This is a genomic window from Streptomyces malaysiensis subsp. samsunensis (assembly GCF_024519315.1).
Classification (GTDB): domain Bacteria; phylum Actinomycetota; class Actinomycetes; order Streptomycetales; family Streptomycetaceae; genus Streptomyces; species Streptomyces malaysiensis.
The window spans coordinates 1-18801 of the sequence record NZ_JANIIC010000110.1 but is presented as its reverse complement, the minus strand read 5'-3'; the positions used below and the strand labels follow the sequence as shown (position 1 = coordinate 18801).

The 18801-nt window shown below is 70.3% G+C and carries 16 protein-coding genes; 6 read left to right on the top strand and 10 right to left on the bottom strand.

All coding sequences use genetic code 11. The features are described 5' to 3' along the window. Positions 1-1435 (bottom strand): NsdA family TPR-like regulatory protein (locus NQU54_RS46085; protein WP_257636254.1); only part of this gene is annotated, 1435 nt, incomplete at its 3' end. A 256-nt stretch (positions 1436-1691) separates the two neighbouring features. Between NQU54_RS46085 and NQU54_RS46080 the strand changes: the two genes are divergently transcribed. The 5 genes from NQU54_RS46080 (at position 1692) to NQU54_RS49595 (ending at position 6873) form a co-directional block, all read left to right on the top strand. Further along, positions 1692-1862 carry a hypothetical protein gene (locus tag NQU54_RS46080; RefSeq protein WP_257636253.1) on the top strand — a complete coding sequence of 57 codons (171 nt, stop codon included), beginning with the start codon at positions 1692-1694 and terminating at the stop codon, positions 1860-1862. Between the two features lie 72 nt (positions 1863-1934). Continuing rightward, positions 1935-2153, top strand: a complete 219-nt coding sequence (locus NQU54_RS46075) for a hypothetical protein (protein WP_257636252.1) — start codon at positions 1935-1937, stop codon at positions 2151-2153. 58 nt (positions 2154-2211) lie between these two features. Then, complete coding sequence (locus NQU54_RS46070; RefSeq protein WP_257636251.1) at positions 2212-4110, top strand: albusnodin/ikarugamycin family macrolactam cyclase; 1899 nt, start codon at positions 2212-2214, stop codon at positions 4108-4110. Continuing rightward, positions 4107-4820 (top strand): lasso peptide biosynthesis B2 protein, encoded by a 714-nt coding sequence (locus tag NQU54_RS49600; protein WP_308408547.1) that lies wholly within the window; start codon positions 4107-4109, stop codon positions 4818-4820. The genes NQU54_RS46070 and NQU54_RS49600 overlap by 4 nt, the downstream gene beginning before the upstream one ends. Positions 4821-4887: 67 nt before the next feature. Next, positions 4888-6873, top strand: a complete 1986-nt coding sequence (locus NQU54_RS49595) for an ABC transporter ATP-binding protein (RefSeq protein ID WP_308408546.1) — start codon at positions 4888-4890, stop codon at positions 6871-6873. Between the two features lie 674 nt (positions 6874-7547). Here the strand turns inward: NQU54_RS49595 and NQU54_RS46050 are convergent. The 9 genes from NQU54_RS46050 to NQU54_RS46010 all read right to left on the bottom strand — a co-directional run bounded on the left by NQU54_RS46050 (position 7548) and on the right by NQU54_RS46010 (position 17730). Beyond that, on the bottom strand, positions 7548-8561 hold the full coding sequence (locus NQU54_RS46050) for an NAD(P)H-dependent glycerol-3-phosphate dehydrogenase (protein WP_257636250.1): 1014 nt from the start codon (positions 8559-8561) through the stop codon (positions 7548-7550). After that, positions 8558-9499, bottom strand: coding sequence for a class I SAM-dependent methyltransferase (locus NQU54_RS46045; protein WP_257636249.1), 942 nt, complete (start codon positions 9497-9499; stop codon positions 8558-8560). Before NQU54_RS46045 ends, NQU54_RS46050 begins: the two co-directional genes overlap by 4 nt. Next, positions 9496-10641 (bottom strand): YcaO-like family protein, encoded by a 1146-nt coding sequence (locus NQU54_RS46040; RefSeq protein WP_257636248.1) that lies wholly within the window; start codon positions 10639-10641, stop codon positions 9496-9498. Before NQU54_RS46040 ends, NQU54_RS46045 begins: the two co-directional genes overlap by 4 nt. Then, on the bottom strand, positions 10628-11689 hold the full coding sequence (locus tag NQU54_RS46035; RefSeq protein WP_257636247.1) for a TfuA-like protein: 1062 nt from the start codon (positions 11687-11689) through the stop codon (positions 10628-10630). The genes NQU54_RS46040 and NQU54_RS46035 overlap by 14 nt, the downstream gene beginning before the upstream one ends. A 338-nt stretch (positions 11690-12027) precedes the next feature. Beyond that, a complete protein-coding gene (locus NQU54_RS46030; RefSeq protein WP_257636246.1) occupies positions 12028-12816 on the bottom strand; it encodes a hypothetical protein in 789 nt (262 codons plus the stop codon). Between the two features lie 46 nt (positions 12817-12862). Continuing rightward, entirely contained in the window at positions 12863-13435 is a 573-nt protein-coding gene (locus tag NQU54_RS46025; protein ID WP_257636245.1) for a hypothetical protein, read from the bottom strand. Beyond that, positions 13435-15996: a DnaB-like helicase C-terminal domain-containing protein gene (locus NQU54_RS46020; protein ID WP_257636244.1), complete on the bottom strand. Its 2562-nt coding sequence runs from the start codon at positions 15994-15996 to the stop codon at positions 13435-13437. Before NQU54_RS46020 ends, NQU54_RS46025 begins: the two co-directional genes overlap by 1 nt. Positions 15997-16232: 236 nt before the next feature. Continuing rightward, complete coding sequence (locus NQU54_RS46015; RefSeq protein ID WP_257636243.1) at positions 16233-16616, bottom strand: hypothetical protein; 384 nt, start codon at positions 16614-16616, stop codon at positions 16233-16235. A 28-nt stretch (positions 16617-16644) separates the two neighbouring features. Continuing rightward, positions 16645-17730, bottom strand: coding sequence for a hypothetical protein (locus tag NQU54_RS46010; protein WP_257636242.1), 1086 nt, complete (start codon positions 17728-17730; stop codon positions 16645-16647). 699 nt (positions 17731-18429) lie between these two features. Between NQU54_RS46010 and NQU54_RS46005 the strand changes: the two genes are divergently transcribed. After that, positions 18430-18801, top strand: a 372-nt coding sequence (locus NQU54_RS46005; RefSeq protein WP_257636241.1) for a PIN domain-containing protein, incomplete at its 3' end; no start/stop codon positions are given.

Genomic DNA, 18801 nt, shown 5'->3' with positions numbered 1-18801 from the left:
AAGCCGCAGCGGTGACGGTGGCTCTGATCCGGTTTCGTAGATCGGCAGCCTCGGCTGCGTCAGAGAACTCGGCGGCTTCGTCGTGAAGTTCGGTGAGGCGGTCTGCCACTCGTTTGGAGCTGATCGTTCCGAACAGAGTCAGCGCCATGTCGGTTTCATGGTGCGCGCCGCCAATCTCGCTGACGACCAGGTGAGTGCGGGCGAGAGCGAGATGGTCGAATGCCTTAGATCGTGTGCGGTGTATGGGGCGCAGGCTGAGGGCGTGTTCCAAGAGGTCGAGGGATTTGTCCGCTCGCCGGGTGCGGTGAGGGCCTTGGCTTTTCCTCGCGGCGATCTGGTGAGCGACGCCAAGAGTGGCGGAGAGTTCGGCGGTGTCGAAGAAGGCCATGTGGGGTGGTTCTTCGTCGGGGTTGATCAGGGTAAATAGCTCTTCGGCTCGGCCAGCCGCGCGTTCACTTTCGTCCAGATGTCCCAGGATGGCGTTGAACCGGGCTTCGAGAGAGGCGAGCATGGACTTGGTGGCTGGGGAGGTCTGCCTGCGTCCGCCGTACTGGGCGAGAGCAACGAGGTCGAGAGCGTCGTTGTAGTGCGCAAGATGGGACATCTGGCGAGCCATGCACTGAAGGATGTGGGCGCCGACCGCCTTGTCTGCGCCCTCGGATGCCGCGTGCAGGGCGGTGATAAACAGTTTCTGCGCGCTCTTGTGCATACCGGCGTCGAAACTCATCCAGCCAGCCACGCTGCCAAGGTCGGCGACGGCGGAGAACAGTTCGCGACCGGTGGCTTGGGTGTAGGAGCAGGAGTCGAGCATGGCGATTGCGTCGGCCATCTGAGCGATGACAGCTCGGCGGGAGAGTACGCCGCCGTGGCGGTTGTCGGCGTCGCGGAACATCTCGGTGACGGCCCGGATACCGGCGATCTCCCTCGCTCCGACGCGTCCGGTCGGCGTATGTCCAGCGGGGCGCTCGATCAGTTCGGAAGGGAGCGCGGTGGCCCATTGGTGCAGGGGGTCGAGGAGGCTCTTCCCGCTGTGAATGTGCGCGGCGTCGGGGCTGTGGCGGGTGTGAGGCAGCATGATCTCGCTCCGGGTGAGGTGGACGATGGCTTCGATGGTGCTGCCGGAGCGCCACGGTAACTCCGAAGGGTCCAGTGACACGGTGCGCTGGTGTGCGGGGAAACCGAGATCCTCCCGTGTGAGCGGTAGTCCGGTGCGTTCGCTGAGGATCTTGGTTATGAGATCGGGCACGGGTTCTCGGGGTTTCTCCCCGGAGAGCCAGCGCCGTGCGCGGCTCTCGTCCGGGTGTACGCCCTTAACCCCGTGTCGGGCGGCCAGATCCTTTACCGCCGTGGCGAGTTTGGCATTTGACAGGCCCGACCGGATGAGCCAGTGCGCCAGCCGTTCATTGGGCCGTCGATCGATCGGGGGTCTGCCCATGTGCGCCTCCGGATGTTGGTCAAATTTTCAGCGTAGAAGTCCTCTGCCGGATGAGGAACCTGCTTCTGGTTCTTCGCCGTAGTTCGCCGGGGCCGTGCCGATGGTGCGCCGGGCAAGAGCCGGTGAGTGCCGCGACTCGCCGGGTTCCGGCCGCTCGCGGACTCTGGTGATCTGGAGATGCCCCGCCAGGGGCCCCGCAGGGGCTCCGTCGGGTGCATCCCCGCATTTCAGGAGGTTGGTAATGCCGAAGAAGGCCGTGACCGCAACCGCTGCGGCTGAGACGGCGGAGGGCCCCGCCCCTGTCACTGAGACCAACCCGGTCCGGTACGTCGTACCGGCCGTCAGCGACCTGGGCACCGTCACCGGGGCCACCCTGGGAACCGCGGGTTTCGACAGGATCGACGACACCCAGTACTACGACAGCTGAGCGTCCTCGCCTGTCGGCACTGCACTACGCCCCACAGACCGTACCCATACGTTCGCTATGGAAGGAATCGCCATGAAGCGAATCAAGACCGTAGTCCGGCGTACCGCGCCGGCGGTCAGTGACCCGAGCACCGTCACCGCGGGCACCTCCCTCCCGCACGTCACCACCGCGATCGACCCCCTCCGGTACGTCGTACCGGCTGTCAGCGACCTGGGCACCGTCACCGCGGCCACCCTCGGGCACGCCGGCTCCGACAAGAAGGACGACACCCAGTACTACAGCAGCTGGTGACCTGAGTGAGGGCCGCCTCGTGGCCACGGGCTGAAGTCCGTGGCCACGAGGCGGCCGCATGAGAACTGCGAGATGGACAACACTGGCAGGGAGAGCTGTGAGGTTTGTCGTCGGAACGTTCAGAGCGGCGCCAGACGCTGTGCGTCCGCGCCAAGGGGTACCGGTGCCGTTCGGCGCGGCGTCCGTGTGGACCGTGGGGTACGACGGGGCCGGGCTTCGCCGCGTGCCGGCTCAAGGGGGGAGCGCCGAGATCGTGACCGTCGGCTGCTGCCTGGCGACCAGGGCGGAACTCCGTGAGGCCAGGGACGCGGTGGAGCGCGGTGCGTGGGTCAACGCCACCCGCCTGCCCGGCTCCTACTGTGCGCTGATCCGTTCGCACCGTACGGTGCGGGTGACCGGGGACCGAGCGGGCGTGCATACCGTGTACTGGGTGCACGAAGGTGAGGACGTGGTGTTCTCCACCTCGGCGCTGGTCCTGGCGGCTTATGCGGGAGCGCGCCCGGACACGGCCCGGCTCCTGGCAAGCCTGGCCCTCTTCGGTATCGACTCCTTTCAGGGCGCCAGCCATTTCACCGGCGTCCGCAGAGTGCCACCCGGGCACGCCCTGGTACTCGAGCGCGGCCGTGCGCCCCGGACCGAACCCGTGGCTCGCGTGCCGGCCGTCTCCTTCGAGGAGGGGGCGCACGCTCTGGCGCAGCGCCTGCCGATCGCTGTGGAGCGCCGGGCTGCGCTCGGTGGCGGCCGCGTCTCGGCGGACCTGTCCGGGGGCGTGGACAGCAGTACTGTCACCAGCCTGGCAGCGGGGTGCGGGCCGCTCCTGGCCGTCACCTACACCGACCGGCATCTGGCCGACCAGGACGATGTGCGCTACGCCCGCCGCGTGGCCACCGTCTTCGACTCCCTCACCCATGTCGAAGTGGACGGATCCGCTGCGGGGGTGGGCCACTTCGACATGCTGGAGGACCGGGCCGCGCTGCCGGTCACCGACAGTCCCTCGCTCAGCCTCGGCCTACTGGCTCTGAAGCAGGCCCAGCTCGCCCCGGCCCTCGCGTACGGCTCGCGTCTTCATCTGACCGGACGGGGCGGCGACAACGTCCTCGACACCGTCCCCACCGTCCTCATCGACCTGGCCCACACCGGCCGTCGCCGGGAGGCCGTCAGGAGAATCACCGCCTTCGCCCGCGCCCGCAGGGCCCCCGTCCACGCGACCCTGCGCCAGGCGGCCCGTACGGTGAGCACCACCCGCCCCCGGGCTCTTTCCAGCCTCGCTACCACGATCAGCGGGCGTCAGCACCCGTCCGGCGCGGCCGACGCGCGCGCCCGCGCCGTGGAACTGCTGTCGTGGTGCGGCGCCTTACCGTCAGCGGCGTGGCTGACCGACAGCGGCCGCCGTGCCGTCGCCGAGCTCCTGACCGGCCAGGCCGATCAGGCGGACCCTGCCGCGCTGCCCGGAGCGGACCATGAACGGATCGCCCTGGAACAGATGGGGGAGGAGCACGCCACCTACGACCAGATCTCGCACCAGCTGTGGGGCCTGCCCATCCACGCCCCTTACCTCGACACCCCGGTCGTGGACGCCTGCCTCGCCGTCTCCGGCTGGGAGCGACGGCCTGCGGGTGACTTCAAACCCCTCGCCCGCGCCGCACTCACCTCCACGGTGCCCAGGTTCCTCCTCAACCGGCGTACCAAAACCCCCATGGACGCCAGTTTCCACACCGGCCTCCGCTCCAATATCCGCACCTTGCGCGCCGTCCTGCGTGACTCCCAGCTGGCCGCCGCCGGGCTCATCGACCCCGCTACGGCGCAGGCCGCGCTGGAAAGCGCCGCGCGCGGTGAACACGCTCCTGTCAGCGCCCTGCACTATCTCATCGCCGCCGAACTGTGGCTCGCTACCGCGCCCACCCGACGCGAACGCTGGTGGGAAACCGCACCAGCACCCGCGCAGGAGGCTGCGTGAGCGGCGTCCACTTCACCGAAACCGTCGATGGCATCGCCATCCTGGACACCCGGACCGGGCGGGGGCGGTGGCGATTCCTCGACCCCGTCAGCACCCAGCTGTGGAACCTGATCAACGACAGCGCTGACGCGCACACCGCCGTCGACACGGTGGCCGCTCACTGGACGGCCTGCGGCAGCGACACAGCCGAGGTGCACGCCGCCCTCACCCGCGTCGCCGCCGAACTCTCCCGAGCCCGGCTCCCAGGACCCGCTACACGCACCCCGCCCCCCAGATGCAGCCCCCAGGTCCGCACCGCCACCACGGACACCGGCCGCACCCGGGACCGGATCGCCGCCCACACGGGCCTCGCACTCGCCCTCATCCTGCGGCGATGCGTACCCATACGCTGGACCATCGCCGTAGCGCGGGGCGCTGCCCGCCTGCCCGGACGCCCCGCCACCATCGCCCAGGCCCAGACCGCGCACGCGGCTGTGCGCCACGCCGCCCGGCTCTGGCCAGGACGGGCCGCCTGCCTGGAGGAATCCCTCGGGGCCTACTTCGCATCGGCACTGACCGGACATCACACCCGCTGGGTCCTGGGCGCGGCATTCATCCCCCACAGCGCGCACGCCTGGATCGAAACCGACGACGCCACCGTGATCGGACAGGACGAAGAAGACCGAGTATGGCCCTACGTACCCGTCCTCCGGGTGGGCATCTCGAACTGAAATTCGCCAGCCCCCGCCACCCCTGGGCCCCGCAACCACCCGTACGGGTGCACTCGTTGAACTGTTCGTGACAGACATCCTGCGCAGGAAGACCACGCCAGCAACTCCGAGTGCCCCCGCTCCCCGGTTACGCTCCCGCCTCACCGCCCGGCTCACCCGCCGCCCCAAACAGACGGCCGCGGACCTCTTTCCGCAATACACGGTCAGCGAGGAGCGACACGATGACGCCCTCGCCGACTCCGCACTCACCATGGCCAGGCGCATACCGCAACTCGCCGCCGACGCCCTACGCCTGGCCTGGGCCACCGACCGAGCCGCCGTCCTGTGGCTGGCCGCCCTCCAACTGATCTGGGGCGCCCTCACAGCCGTCGGCCTCTACGCCACCCGCGGTGCCTTCACCCAGCTCTTCGCCGCCGGCCCTCCCACCGACCGGCTCCACCACGCCCTGCCCTCCCTGGCACTGGTAACCGCCACCGCCATCGCCCGCTCCTTGACCACCGCCAAAACCTTGTCCGTCACCTCGACCCTTGGACCAAAAGTCGACGGACGGGCAGAAGTCCAGTACCTGGAAGCCGCCACCCGCGTCCCGCTCGCCGCATACGACGACCCCGCATGGTGCGACCACAGCGAGGCAGCCAACCGCGCCTCCAAAGACGCCCACCTCATGATCGACGCCCTCGCCGCCCTCGTCGCCGCCCTGGTCGGCATCATCGCCGCCGCAGGTGCCCTCGCCGCACTCCACTGGATCCTGGTGCCCCTGCTCATCCTCGCCGTCGTCCCCCGCGGCGCGGCAGCCATCCACGCAGCACGGGCCGCACACCGCGCCGAACGCCACACCCTCGCCGACCGCCGCCTACGCCACACCCTGATGTACTACGCCTCCGGCCGACCCACCGCCCTGGACATCCGGGCCACCACCATGCGCCCCTGGCTCCTGGGACAGTTCACCGACGTCGTCAAACGTCTCGAAGTCCACGCCGCAGCCATCGGCCGCAGCACCGCCCGCTACCAGCTCCTTGGTGATGCCCTGGCCGGGGCCGCCATGCTCTTGGTCTACGCTGCCCTGCTCGCCCTCGTCACCACCGGCAGCGTGCCCCTGGCCTCCGCCGGAACCGCCCTGATCGCCGTCACCACCAGCCGCGCCCTGCTGACCGGCCTCATCACCGGAATGCACACCACCTACAAGGTCGGCCTCTACCTCGGCGACTGGTCCACCTTCCTCGCTGACGCCCACGCCCGGACCCAGCAGGGCGAAACCGAGCCCGTCGCCGTGCCCTCACACCCGGAAGTCATCCGGGCGAACAATGTCACGTTCGCCTACTCCGGAAGCAGCAAGCCCGTCCTCAAGGACATCTCCATCACCGTACGCCGCGGCGAAGTCCTGGCCATCGTCGGCGCCAACGGAGCAGGCAAATCGACCCTGGCCAAGCTCCTGGCCGGTCTCTACAACCCCACAAGCGGCTCGGTCACCTGGGACGACGTCGACCTTGCCACCGCCGATCCCGATCAGATCTGGTCCCACCTGGCGATGCTGCCCCAGGACATCGCCCGCTGGCAGACCTCCGTGCGAGAGAACATCACCCTCGGACAAGGCCCCGGCGACGACGCATCCGTACGCGCGGCCGCCGCCGCGGCCGGCGTCGACACCCTCATCGACACCCTCCCCGACGGGTTCAACACCTACCTCTCCCCCTCACAATGGGGCGGCAGCGATCTGTCTCCCGGCCAATGGCAACGGCTCGCCGCCGCGCGGGCCTTCTACCGAAAAGACGCTCCACTGCTCATCTGCGACGAACCGACCTCCGCCCTGGACCCCCGCGCCGAGGAAGCAATGTATGACCGCATCCGAGAACTCAGCGACGGCCGCACCGTCATCCTGATCACCCACCGACTCGGCTCCACCCGCAGCGCCGACCACATCATCGTCCTTGACGACGGCCGCATCCTCGAAGAAGGCACTCACCGCTCTCTCCTGGCCACACCTGGATCCGAGTACACGGCCATGTGGACGAAACAGGCAGCGAATTACAGCGACAGAGCAATCCCTAGCTAATACCCGGGTCGGCGATCTTCTTGCGCCCCTCCTCCGCGCAGCTCCCACACACGGCCTCGCGAGGCGAGCGCAGCCACAGCCGCGTGGAGGGCCGTAATGGCCAGCACGCATCCCTCGGAATTTCGAGCGGCCTCCACTGAGCGCGGGGAACACCGCGGTCGCCGGCTACCTGCAGAACCTGCTGGAACAGGTATCCCCGGAGCAGCTGCGGGAGCTGGGGATCGCGCTGTCGGTGAGCGGCGAGATGGTGGCGATGGCGCTGGAACTGGTGGAGGAGGCGGCAGCTGGACGCCGTGAGTTCCAGGCGCGGACGATGGCGGAGTACGAGGCCGAGAGGCGGCGCCCTGACACTGACCCTGGTCTGGGACGTTGCTGACCTGATCGCGTACGCGGCAGAGCTGTCGACGGCGGACGCGCTGCCCGCCCCTCTGCTGTGGCAAGCCCCCGGAGCCGACCACATCTGTGCCAGCTCGCGAGTCCCCGTGCCAGGAACCGACCTCCTGGTGTGGACCAAGATTGACCCGGCGCCGTTCGACGCACGCCCGCTATGGAGCCAGGCCTCGCGGCAGTGGCGGCGAGCTGCACAGCGGGCAGCACAGATGAAGCGTGCACGGCAGAAGCCTCCGAACGGGAGGGTGATAGAGGAGGGTGCGCCCGCGCACGGGGCGCCGGGGTCAGCGCTCGGGCTTGGGGGGCCGCTGCATCAGCGCGGCGGCGGCCTCGTCGAGGCTGACCTTTTCGTGCAGCACCTCGAAGATCACTTCCGTGATCGGCATGTCGACCCCGTTGGCGCGGGCGAGGTCGAGGACCGCCTCGGCCGACTTCACGCCCTCGGTGGTCTGCCGGGTCGCGGCCGTCGCCTCGTCCACGGTCAGGCCGCGGCCAAGGTGGGTGCCGAAAGTGCGGTTGCGTGAGAGCGGGGATGCGCAGGTGGCCACCAGGTCACCCAGGCCCGCCAGCCCTGCGAGGGTGGCCGGGTGGGCGCCCAGGGCCGTGGCCAGCCGGGTGGTCTCCGCCAGTCCCCGGGTGATGAGCATGGCCGCCGCGTTGTAGCCCAGGCCCATGCCCGTGGCGATGCCGACCGCGAGCGCGATGACGTTCTTCACGGCGCCGCCCAGTTCGCAGCCGATCACGTCGGTGCTGGTGTAGGGCCGGAAGTACGGGGTGTGGCAGGCCGCTTGGAAGCGGCGTGCGGTGGTCTCGTCCGGGCATGCGACGGTGGCGGCGGCGGGCTGGCCGGACATGATCTCTGCTGCGAGGTTCGGACCCGACAGCACCGCGATCCGGTCCGCGGGCAGGCCGGTCTCCTCGGCAATGACTTCGCTGGCCCGCTTCGCGGTGCCCGTCTCGATGCCCTTCATCAGCGACACGAGTACGGTGTCGGGCCCGATATGCGGCGCCCATACCGCGAGGTTGTCCCGCAGGGACTGTGCGGGGATGGAGAGCACGAGGTAGTCCGCGTCGTCCAGCGCGGCGGCTGGGATGGTCGTGGCCGTCAGGGAGGCGGGCAGCTCGACGTCCGGCCAGTAACCGGGGTTGCGGTGGCGGGTGTTGATCGCGTCGGCGATCTCGGCGCGGCGGGCGTGCAGGGTGACGGTGTTTCCGGCGTCGGCGAGGATCTTGGCGACAGCGGTGCCCCAGGACCCGGCCGAGAGGACCGCCGCGCGGGCGGGGCGGTGCTGGCTCAACTCGGGGTCCTCTCGCTGGTCGCGGGGCCGTCGTCGTCGGGGCGGCCGGGCCCGGTCATCCTATCGGCCACGACCAGCGGCGCCGGTACTGTCGGGGGGCGTCGCAGGGTCAGCAGGACCGCGCGGCGGCCGGGGAGGGCGGGCAGCATCCGGTGTGCCTCGGCCAGCATGCGCTCCGCCTGGACGTCGCCGAGCTCGCGCCGGATCTGGTCGGCGTGGTCGATCCACAGCCGGTAGAGCCGTTCCCACATCGCGGGTTCGTGGGGCCGCTCGTCCACGTGTTCCAGGGTGAGCCCGGCGGCGCGGGCCTGGTCCTCCCAGACGGGTTCGGCACTGCGGCGCAGGGCCCGGGTGAGGACCAGGCGGGCGCCGGGCGCCAGGAGGCGGCCGAGTTCACATACCGCGCCGCCCCGGTCGGCGGCCAGAGAGAGCGCGTCCACGCAGACCACGCCGTGGGCGCAGCCGTCGGGCAGGCCGGTGGCGTCCAGTTCGGCGACGCGGAAGGCGGCGCGGCCGGCGGGGACGAGGAAGCGGTCACGGCGGGCGGTGGCCTGGGCGACGGCGACCGGGGAGAGGTCGAATCCGATGAGGCGGGCCGCCAGGGCGCGGGCCAGCCACAGCCCGATGCCGCCGGTTCCGCATCCTGCGTCCAGGGCGCGGGCCAGCCACAGCCCGATGCCGCCGGTTCCGCATCCTGCGTCGACCAGGAGGCGGCCGGGCCGCATTCGCAGCCGCATGGTGATCAGTCCCAGCAGGGGCCAGTCACATGAGCTTGAGGCCGCGACCTCTTCCGGGTAGTCCTCCCCCAGCGCCGCGGCGTACAGGCGGGCCACCAGCGGGGTGCGCGCCCGTGCGGTGTGGAACGCGTCGTACTGGGCCGCGAGCCGCGCCGGATCGCGTACCGGTGGCGCGACGGCCGTGGTGGTGGGGTGTGTCATCGGGGCATTGCCCCCCTCCGTGAGCGGGTGCCGGGACAGACGACGTGAACGGCGTGGACGGGCTCGGCCGGGTCGGACAGGTACAGGGCCATCGGCTCGTGGCCGGTGACGCGGTCGACTAGCCGCGCCACCTGGTCGACCTGGTCAGCCAGACCGCCCCGGGCCGCAGGGAAACAGGCCGTCGCCTGGGGCCACGGAACAAGCCCCTCGCCGCGTGCCGGGTGGACGGGCGGGGCGCCGACCGAGCCGGGATCGGCGGCAAGGTCGTCCCGGGTTCCGGCGATGGCCGCCAGCCGCGATTGCGCGGCCTCGGTCAGCGCCCGCGTGGCCGCAATGACGGGGCTGGTGTGGCAGCCGCCTCCGGCGAACACGGCCGGGTAGTCCTCCGACCACAGGTAGGCCAGGCACACCGGCAGCCCGTACGGGCCGTCCACGAGCGCCAACTCGACCGTCATCCCCGCGGCCGTCAGCCGGTCGATCACCTCCCTGCCGTAGGGGTCATCGACCGTCCCCGGGTCGATCAGCGTCCGTAGGCGGCCGTCGAACTGGCCGTCCTGGTACAGCACGTCACGCTCCACGACCTCGAACAGGGCATGTAACAGAGCCTCGTGGCGGCTGATCCCACAGGCCAGGCCGGTACTGGTCGCGCGCAGCACATCCGGGCTCCACTCCGGCCGCTGCGCCCGGCGGCGCACCAGATCGGCCGGCAACAGAACCGTCTTCCCGCTCACCAGGCCGGTGCCGGGGGTCCAGTCCCACACCATCCGGGACAGAGCACGCTCCGTGAACGGGCTGGTCACCGGGAGCGTGGAGATGGGATAGCCCGGGTGGACGTCCTCGGCCGGGCCGCGGGCCGCGACGTGGAGCGGCTGCTCCACGTGCCACAGCTCGATCGCCTCCATCACGGCCGAGAGCTTCGCGAGCAGATCGGTCGCGCCCTTGCCCTGGGATGCGGTCAAGGTCAGGGAGGCGGGCCGGATCGCCGTCCACACCGGCAGGCCGATGCAGTCCAGCCCGGTCAGCCGGGCCACGCGGGTGATGCCGTACCTCGGCAGACGCTCGGCCAGCACCTCCCACGTCTCCTCGGGAGGCCGGGCGCGCACCGTGCCCGGCAGCTCCACCAGATGATCACCGCGCACCACTGGCCGCCTCCGTCCGCTCGCTCTTCTCGGCCAGGACTCCGGGGATCAGCCGCTTGGCCGCCTCCACGGCCCGCGCCCCGGAGACCAGCCCGCGGGCGGACGTCTCGGCGTCGAACCGCTCCGGGAGGCACTGCCACAGCTCCAGCAGGACGCGGCGGGTGAGGTCATCGCGCACCGCCTCGACCGAGAACCCGGGCCGGGTGCGGCGGGCCAGCGCCAGGGCCTCGGCGTACCGCGCGACCGTATGCCGGTCCCGGGGAGTTTCGTTGGCCAGCAGCAGCGTCACGGTGGCCTCGTCCCGCAGGTCCACCGCCGGGTGAAACACCCGATGGGCGGGCAGGTCCCCGCCGGTGACCTGGGCCAGCCGCGCCGTCAGCGGCAGGCCCGGCCCGTGCGCGGGATGGCGGGAGCGGTGCTCGAGGTAGGCCGCCCACGTCTGGCCGAATGCCGGGTTGAACACCTGCTGATAGACGACGCGGTCCTCGGTGGACAGCTCCAGCCCGTCAACGCGGGCACGGACGGCGGCGTTGGACCACCGCCGAAAGTGCGTCGTCTCCCACACCGCCGACGCCGACGGCTGATCAGCGGACTGCGGCGCGAGGCCCTCCAATGCGGCGCGTACAGCAGCGAGGGCATCGGCCCGTTTGAGGTCACCGAAATGCCGGTCACTCGCGCGCCGCTCGGCCAGCCATCCGGCGAACTCCGTCTCACCCTGGCGGCGGCAGACGGCCCGCACCGCGGCCGTGGTGCGCTGCGGGTAGTAGACCGCGCGCAGCGCCACGAGCAGCCCGGCGGCCCGCTCCGCGTCGAGCACCCCCGCCACCTGGGCCAGCTCCAGGACGTACCGGACGTTGACCACCGGCCAGGTCAGCGCGTCCCATGCGCCGTCCGGGGCCTGCCCGACCGCCACCTCGTCGTCTCCGTCGATCTCCCCCCGGGCGTAGGCGTCGAAGATGCTGCCGATCCCGGTCATCCCGAACGGCGCGAGCTCGGCCGCCCGCAGCGCGCCGATACTCGCCGCCCCGACCACCCGCACGCCCCGGCCCATCGCGTCACCCCGCGCGTGAAGTGGGGCCCGAGTCGTCACCCGTACGGGGTGGCCGGGCCGGGGCCGGGGCGGTGGACTGGTGGGGCGCGGCCGATCCGGCCGCGGACCCCCCTTTTCCGCAGGAGGAACCGCATGCTGTCCATTTCCGTGATCCGCGCCGCAGTGACCGGCGCCGCCAAGTCGGCGGAGGGTGCCAGTACAGCCATGGTGGCCGACTGCGGGGGGCCTGGCGCAGGAATTCGTGCAGGTCCCGGATCTTCAGCTGAGCCACGGCTTCGTCCTCTCCCTGAAGTCGACGTCGATCTGACGGAAGTCAGCACCTCGATCGCCGGACTTACTCATGAGGGGCCCAGCCCGAAACGCCAGTGCTTCGTGAAGCGCTCCAGTGTCAGCTCGGCGTCGATCTCTTCGTTCCACACCGCTTCGAGCCACATCGGGACGGTGTCCAGCCGCTCGCAGACCACGACGCTCGCGGGCTGATGGGTCAGGTAGCAGTGGCTCTCGTCCGCGAACTTCCCGCCCGGCCCGTACTTCCCGTACAGCTGCCCGAGGCGTTCACCGCTGGCTTCCGCGAAGGCCTCCAACTGCCGTACGTAGCCCTCCTGCTGCTCGGCGCTGACGGACTTGAGGACGACTGTGAGGATCTCCTCCGACAGGTCGAGGTCGAAGCCCGTGTAGCCGGTCAGGGACACGAAGATCCGCTCGGCTGCCTCGAGCACTTGTTGAACCTGCTCCTCCCCCACCCTGTCGACCGGGGTGGGCAGGGAGTTCGGTTCCGACTTTGATGCGACCGGCCGTGTCTCCGGCACGGCGGCCGCCGTTCGTGCCTGATGGACGGTGCGGTCGGCGATGTGAGCGAGTCTGCCGGCGATCGCTTCGACGGCGCGAAGCCAGCCCTCCTGGACCTGGTCGCTGGTGCCGGCGGGGGCCTGCGTGTCCAGCTCGATGACTTCGCCCTGAGCGCCTTCTACGGCGCCGGCCTGGATGGCCGCGATGAGGGTGTGTACCTCGGCCGGGCTCACGCCCGCGGCGCCGAGCAGCTCGGTCACACGCTGCTCGGCGTTCGCGGCCGTCTGTCCGTACACGGCGATCAGCGGTAACTTCCGCCGTTCTGGATGGTGGCTCATGATGTGGATTCCCTTGCTGCGGCGGGCGGTTCAGCTGTGCGGGCTACTACCGGACTTCGACGGAGTACGAGGCGCCGGGGAACTCCCATCCGTCGGTGCCTTCGCCGATGTCCTCGACGATGACGTCGTCGATGAAGTGGTCCTCGAGTTTGTCGTCGGTGAGTTCACCGGCGAGCCAGAGTTCCTCGATCTCGTCCCAGTTGCCCCGGCGGCCGTCGATCCGCAGGGGCGCGGCGTCCGGGGTGCCGCGCGTGCGCCTGTCGTCCCCGGTTTTGACGACGCCGCTGATCTCGTACTGGCCCTGCTTGATGTGGTCGGGGAGAGGCTCGGCGGGGACGGTGGCGACGTTCTCGTATGCGGTGTGGATGATGTCCAGGTAGCTGCGGCGGACGTTGTACTCGGGGTCGGACAGCCAGTTGATGAGGGTTTTGGTCGTGACGTTGAGACCGGCGTCTGCCAGGGCCTGCTGCCCGCGGTGGGTCGCGGTGAGCTGACTGAGCTGGGCGTGCCAGTGCTTGGCGTTGTACGACGACAGGCGGTGGCGGGGGGTGGCCTGGGAGCGCAGGAGGTCGTTGAGGGCGGCGCCCAGGGACCTTCCGCGGCCGGTGGGGCCGGCCATCAGTCGTCACCTTCGAGGATGGTCTCGCCGGACTGGACGAACTTGTGCTTCACTTCGCCGAAGCCGGTCCCGATCCGGTAGGTGGACGGCGGTGTGTCGGGCGGCGTCCAGAAGATGGCCTGGTCGACGTTGCGCAGCGCGACAAGGGTGTGGCCTTCCTGGACGGCCTTGAACGCGACGGTCCAGTGCCGGACGGAGGCCTCGGCGACCATGCTCATGCGCCAGTCCGGCCGCCAGAACGGGGACCGCTGAGCGGGGCGCTTGGGCCACAGCAGGCGCAGCGCGATGGACAGCCGGGTCTTGTACGCCTTGTAGGGGTCGCCGCCGACCTGGACGAGCTCGGTGCGTGCCTTGCGGGTGGCCTCGTAGAAGGGCTTGAAGAGGGACTCGTTGGCCTTGCCCGTCCAGGAGTCGTAGATGGTCGGCATGGCGCCGAGGTGGTTGTCCCGGACGAGCCTCACCAGCTGCTTGATGTGGGGAGTGGTGACCCATACCCGGCCGTCCTCATCGGGCCGGTCGATGATCCGCCCCAGGGGGTGCGGCATGTCGGTGCGGGTCCACTCCGGGATGCCGATGAGGTAGATACCGGCCCCGGCCTTGTCGTACGCGTCGAGCGGACCGGTGTGCAGGAGCTTGTTCGGAGCGAGCGGGACGGCCGAACAGGCGGAGGGGAACGAGCCGTTGCGGTCGATCAGGCACAGCACGCCCTCGCCAAACGAGCCGGGCACGTCGATCTTGTCGCGCCGGACGCGCTTTCCGTTCGCCCGGATGTGGGGAACGCGGGTGACGGTGACGTCGGGGTGGGCCCAGCGAGGCTCACCGTCCATGTGCTCGCTGATCAGCGGCCACGGGCCGCTGTCGCGCTCCTCTTTGCGGATGACCTTGATCGGGTGCATCTTCGAGCGGCCGACCGCGTCCTTGAGGACCTTCAGGGCAGGGAAGACGTGGCCCTCGGGCTCGTCCTCTTCATCCCCCGGCTTCAGACCGTCCTCGCCGTCTTCCTCGTCCTCCGTCACGTCGGCCTGGGCCTGTCCGTTGTCCGCCGGGGCGTGATCAGCGGCACCGGCAGCAGCGTACTGCCCGACGCCTCCGGTGGTGTCGGCGGAATCGGGCTTGCCGTAGGGCAGAAGCGCGGCGGCGAGGCGGTGGCCCTCATGGGTGTCCGGCCACTGGGCTACCGTTGCGGCGGCCTGGAGCAGCGACGGGAGGATCTCTTTGAGGGTTTCCTGGTCGCCGTCTGCGACAGCGGTCCGCCATGCCGCCAGTTCGTGGGTGAGGGCGGCGGGGATCCCCCGGTGTCCGCCGGACGTGTAGGGAAGGGCGGCTTGGGCCAGTTCCAGCGCGGCCGTTTCGCTGGCGGCCGCCGAGGGCCCCGGGCCCGCCGGGCTGTCGGCGCGCTCGAGGGGGGCGGCTCCGGCGTCGAGGAAGCGGGCGTGGATCAGGTCGGGTTGCAGGTACGCCGAGCCGATCGTGCCGAAGTCGCGTTCGGTGACCGTCGCTTGGACCTTTCCCGGGTCCGCGGTCGCGGTGAGCGTCACCACGACGTCGGCGTCCAGGAGTCCCAGGAGCGTGGGGTCGTCGCTGTCCACGACGGCCAGCACCGGTACATGCAGGTCGCGGGCAAGGCCGGCCAGGACCTGGGAGGCATGCGGGAGACGGTCCCCGGACAGCGGCAGCCGGGCGCTGTGCGCGGCTTGGAGGCGGTCCACGACCACAAGGGCCAGGCCCTCCATGTACGGCGCGGTTTCCGCGATGTCCTCGGCCCTCAGGTTGGTGCCGTCATCGATGAGCAGCACGTCGCCTGCCTGGACCACCTGCCGGGCGACGTGCTGCTCGTGCTCGGTGAGGCGGCCCTGCTTCAGGCGCGGGTAGTCACCCCCGGTCTCGGCGGAGATGATCCGGCGGAAGATATCGTCCCTGTTCGGTCCCGACGCGGCGTACAGGACCGTTCGGCGGTCGGCGAGCGCGGTCTTCCGCGCGGCGGCAAGACCCAGCAGGCTTCCACCGACGCTCGGCGGGGCCGCCACGAGCGTCAGCCGGCCCGACTGCAGACCGCCTGTCTCGGCGTCCAGACCGGGCAGCCCGAACGTGGGACCGCCGACCGGGCCGGCGGTGAGTACGGACATGGCGTCGCTGAGCGTGGCGAGCCTGCGCGGTGTACTGCCGCGGTCCTGGTTGCCTTGGCTGTTCACCGCACCTCCTGCGGTCGCCGCGCCGGGGTGCGCGGCCGTGTCGGTCGGGGGGGCACTTGAGACGAGGTCGGCGGGGAGCAGTACCGCGACCGGCGTGGTGTTGCGAAGGAGGACCTGCGGTTCGCCCTGCGCTGCCCGCGTGACGAGGTCACCGAAGTCCTTCTGTGCCGCGCTCAGCACGTGGGCCGGGAAGGCATCGGCCTTCCGGGCTGTCGGGAACCGGTCCAGCGGCGCGAGCAGAGCGCGCATCTTGTGCTTGGTGATCACCGTGGTGCGCCCCTCCTCTTCGACGAGCTTCACCAGCGAGTACAGGTTCTTCCGCACCGTGGTCACGCTGACCGGGCTCTCTTCCTGCGGCGACTGACTCACTCACCCTCCTGGAACACTTAACTCCCCATCATAATAGCAGAACCCACCCACTTAATCGACAAACTCACTATGTTTTTTGAAGATCTCACTCACTATCGGTTGTTCTTGGTGAGGTGAGTTGACGGGCCGGGTTACCCCGGGGCCGATCAGAAGCCGACAGCACGAAGGCCGGGACCCCGGCCCCGGCCTCCGCTCCACACCACCCGCAGACGATCACACCCGCCGAACCGCCGGACTCAGCTCCCCGTCGCCGACTCCTGCCCCTCGGGCTCCTCCCTGTACGCGACGTGCCCGACGGCGGAGTGGGCCGTGCTCAGCCTGCCGTGGAGCGCACCCGCGAGATCCTTTCCCGCGGCGGAGGACTCGGTGAAGCGCTGCAGGACCTCGTCGAGCGGCTCGCCCCGGTAGTCGCTCCTCAGCAGACCCTTGTCCTGCAGGCCCTGCACGGCGGCCTCGACCAGTTCGATGGCGGTCCTCATCTCACCAGCGCAGCGGGTGAGATAGCTGTAGACGCGGTACGCCTCCAGCGGGTACTCAATTCCGCGGTCCTGGAGGGCACGGACGAGTTCGACGAAGGAGCGGGCCGCGCCCTCCGCGTGCTGTTCGATGTTCTCGGTCATTGATCCGGTTCTCCTTGCAGAGTGCTGATCACATGCGGTCGGTGAACTGGCAGTGGGCGTGCACGGACACCAGCCGCTCCCAGTCGGCAGGTGCGGCCGCGCCCGCGTCGAGCGGGCCGTACAACAGGGCCGTGTCCCGGCGGCGTGCGGCCTCCAGCCACTCGGCCGACGCGGAAGTCGACGCCGGCACCGGGGCGCGCCACAGGATGCGGTCGTACACGTCCTGGCGCCACTCCCACGGCTGCCGCTCGGGCAACAAGGTGGCGTCCAGCAGCCGGACGATGCCCAGCAGCGCGCCGCTCGTGTGGTCGATCTTCAACACCCAGGCCGGATCCGCGCTGGGCAGCCCCTGGAAGATGTAGGGCTCCCAGCCGCAGCGCCAGCGCAGGTCCTCGTAACCGGCCTCGGCAGACTCCGGGACCAGGGCCACCGAGGCAACCCGGGCGGACCCCGTCAGCGTCATGTCCGTGCGCACGCTGTAGGCGGCCGGGTGCCCGAGGGCGGAGATGTCGACCACCACGCCCGGGCCCGCCTTCGCCGGATCGCTGCCCTCCACGGTCACGGTGACTGTCGACAGGCCCGCCGGGCTGGGGTACCGCTCGCGCAGCAGACCGGCGTCGACGTGCCCGTAGTACGTCCACAGGTCCAGCGCGTCCTCCAGGATCGCCGCGCGGGAGTCCCGGGGCAGCATCTCGACCGCGGCCGGAAGCATCCCGGGATCCCGGTAATCGCGGGCTTGCTGGACAAGCCCGAAGAAGACCTGGGTGGCCCGGGACGCGAGACCGCCCGCGTCCGGCTCGCTCTCGGCGTGCAGGGTGTAGACGGACCCGGCCAGCACGGCGAGAACGACCGCTTCCTCGTCGAGGAGCTTGTCCGCCAGGGACTGCTGGCACGGCGCGCACCGGTCGATACACGCGCTGACCAGCGCCGAGGCGGTCCGCATGTCCGGCGCCGTGTCCACGCCCCACCGTGTGGGGTCGGCCGGCTGAAGGTCCGCGGCCGACGGGCCGCTGCTGTGCTGATGGAGGGTGCCGGCGTTGGCGGAGGCGAACGCCGCTCCTCTGGCCCGGCCCTTGTTCCTCGCCCGGCTCTTGCGGCCGTGGCTCTTGGTCATACGGCTCTCGCTTCCCGCGCCCCGGCCCCATGACCCGATGCGCGCGATGAAGAGCAGCATGCGGAAGGCTTCAACAGACTCTACGGCCGTTGGGAGTTGATGTTCGCCTCGCACTGATGCTCACAGTCCGGACCCCGTCGTACGGGACCCGCGGGCACCTCTGCCGTCATGCGCCCCGGTCATGGGCCGGGCCGCTGGCTTGGGCCGATGCGACGGCCACTGCCCGGCACTCTACCGGTCCGCAAGCCGGCCCCGGAACCGATGACCGAAAGTGCCCGCACTCAGCTGACCCGGCGGCATGTCCACGCACCTTCCCGGTCTTCGGATTCGCCGAGCGCGACGTGGGACTGCGAAAATCCGTGCATCGCTCTCGGCGCGCGGGCCTACGCTCCAGTCATGTACAGCAGCGTCTACGACCGCCCGATCAGTGGCTGCTTCCGGATCGGGGTGTTCGACACCTCCGGGCTCACCCAGGACATCACCGCCACCTGAAGCATCGCCGGCCGTGCTCAATCCTGCACGGGATGCGCTACGAGACGCTGCGCGGCTTCATCCCCCACTACGTGTGGGCGGAAGTCCCACGCGTACTGGCCGACCTCAAGAACGAGGGACGTTACCTTCGACCTCCCGGCAGCCGAGCGGCTGTGGTGGCGCGAATACATCCCGCTCCTGCACGTCGTCTGCGTCAACGGACTGCCCATGACCCCGGCTGCCGACAAACTCACCCAGGAAGACCTCAGCGACGTCGGCATCCTGCAGTTGGCCGGCGTGCTCGCTCCCGTGGTGCTGTTCGCCGCCGACCCCGACCTGATCCGCCACGACGTCGCCGCACGGGACTGGGGCGCCCTGCGGGCCCTGCTCGGGAAGATCGGCGCAGCCGAACAGGCCGTACGGAGCAGCACTACCACGGTGGAGCTGTCCGGCCGCTCCCTGCTCGCGACGGCCCGCCTGGCACGCGCCCACTCGCTGGCCACCGGTGCCCTGGCGGCCGCCGCCGGAATCTACGCCTACCGCAACCGCACCCGGCTACCGCAGGCCCGCACCACGCTCTCCCGCCTCGGCATCGAGGCC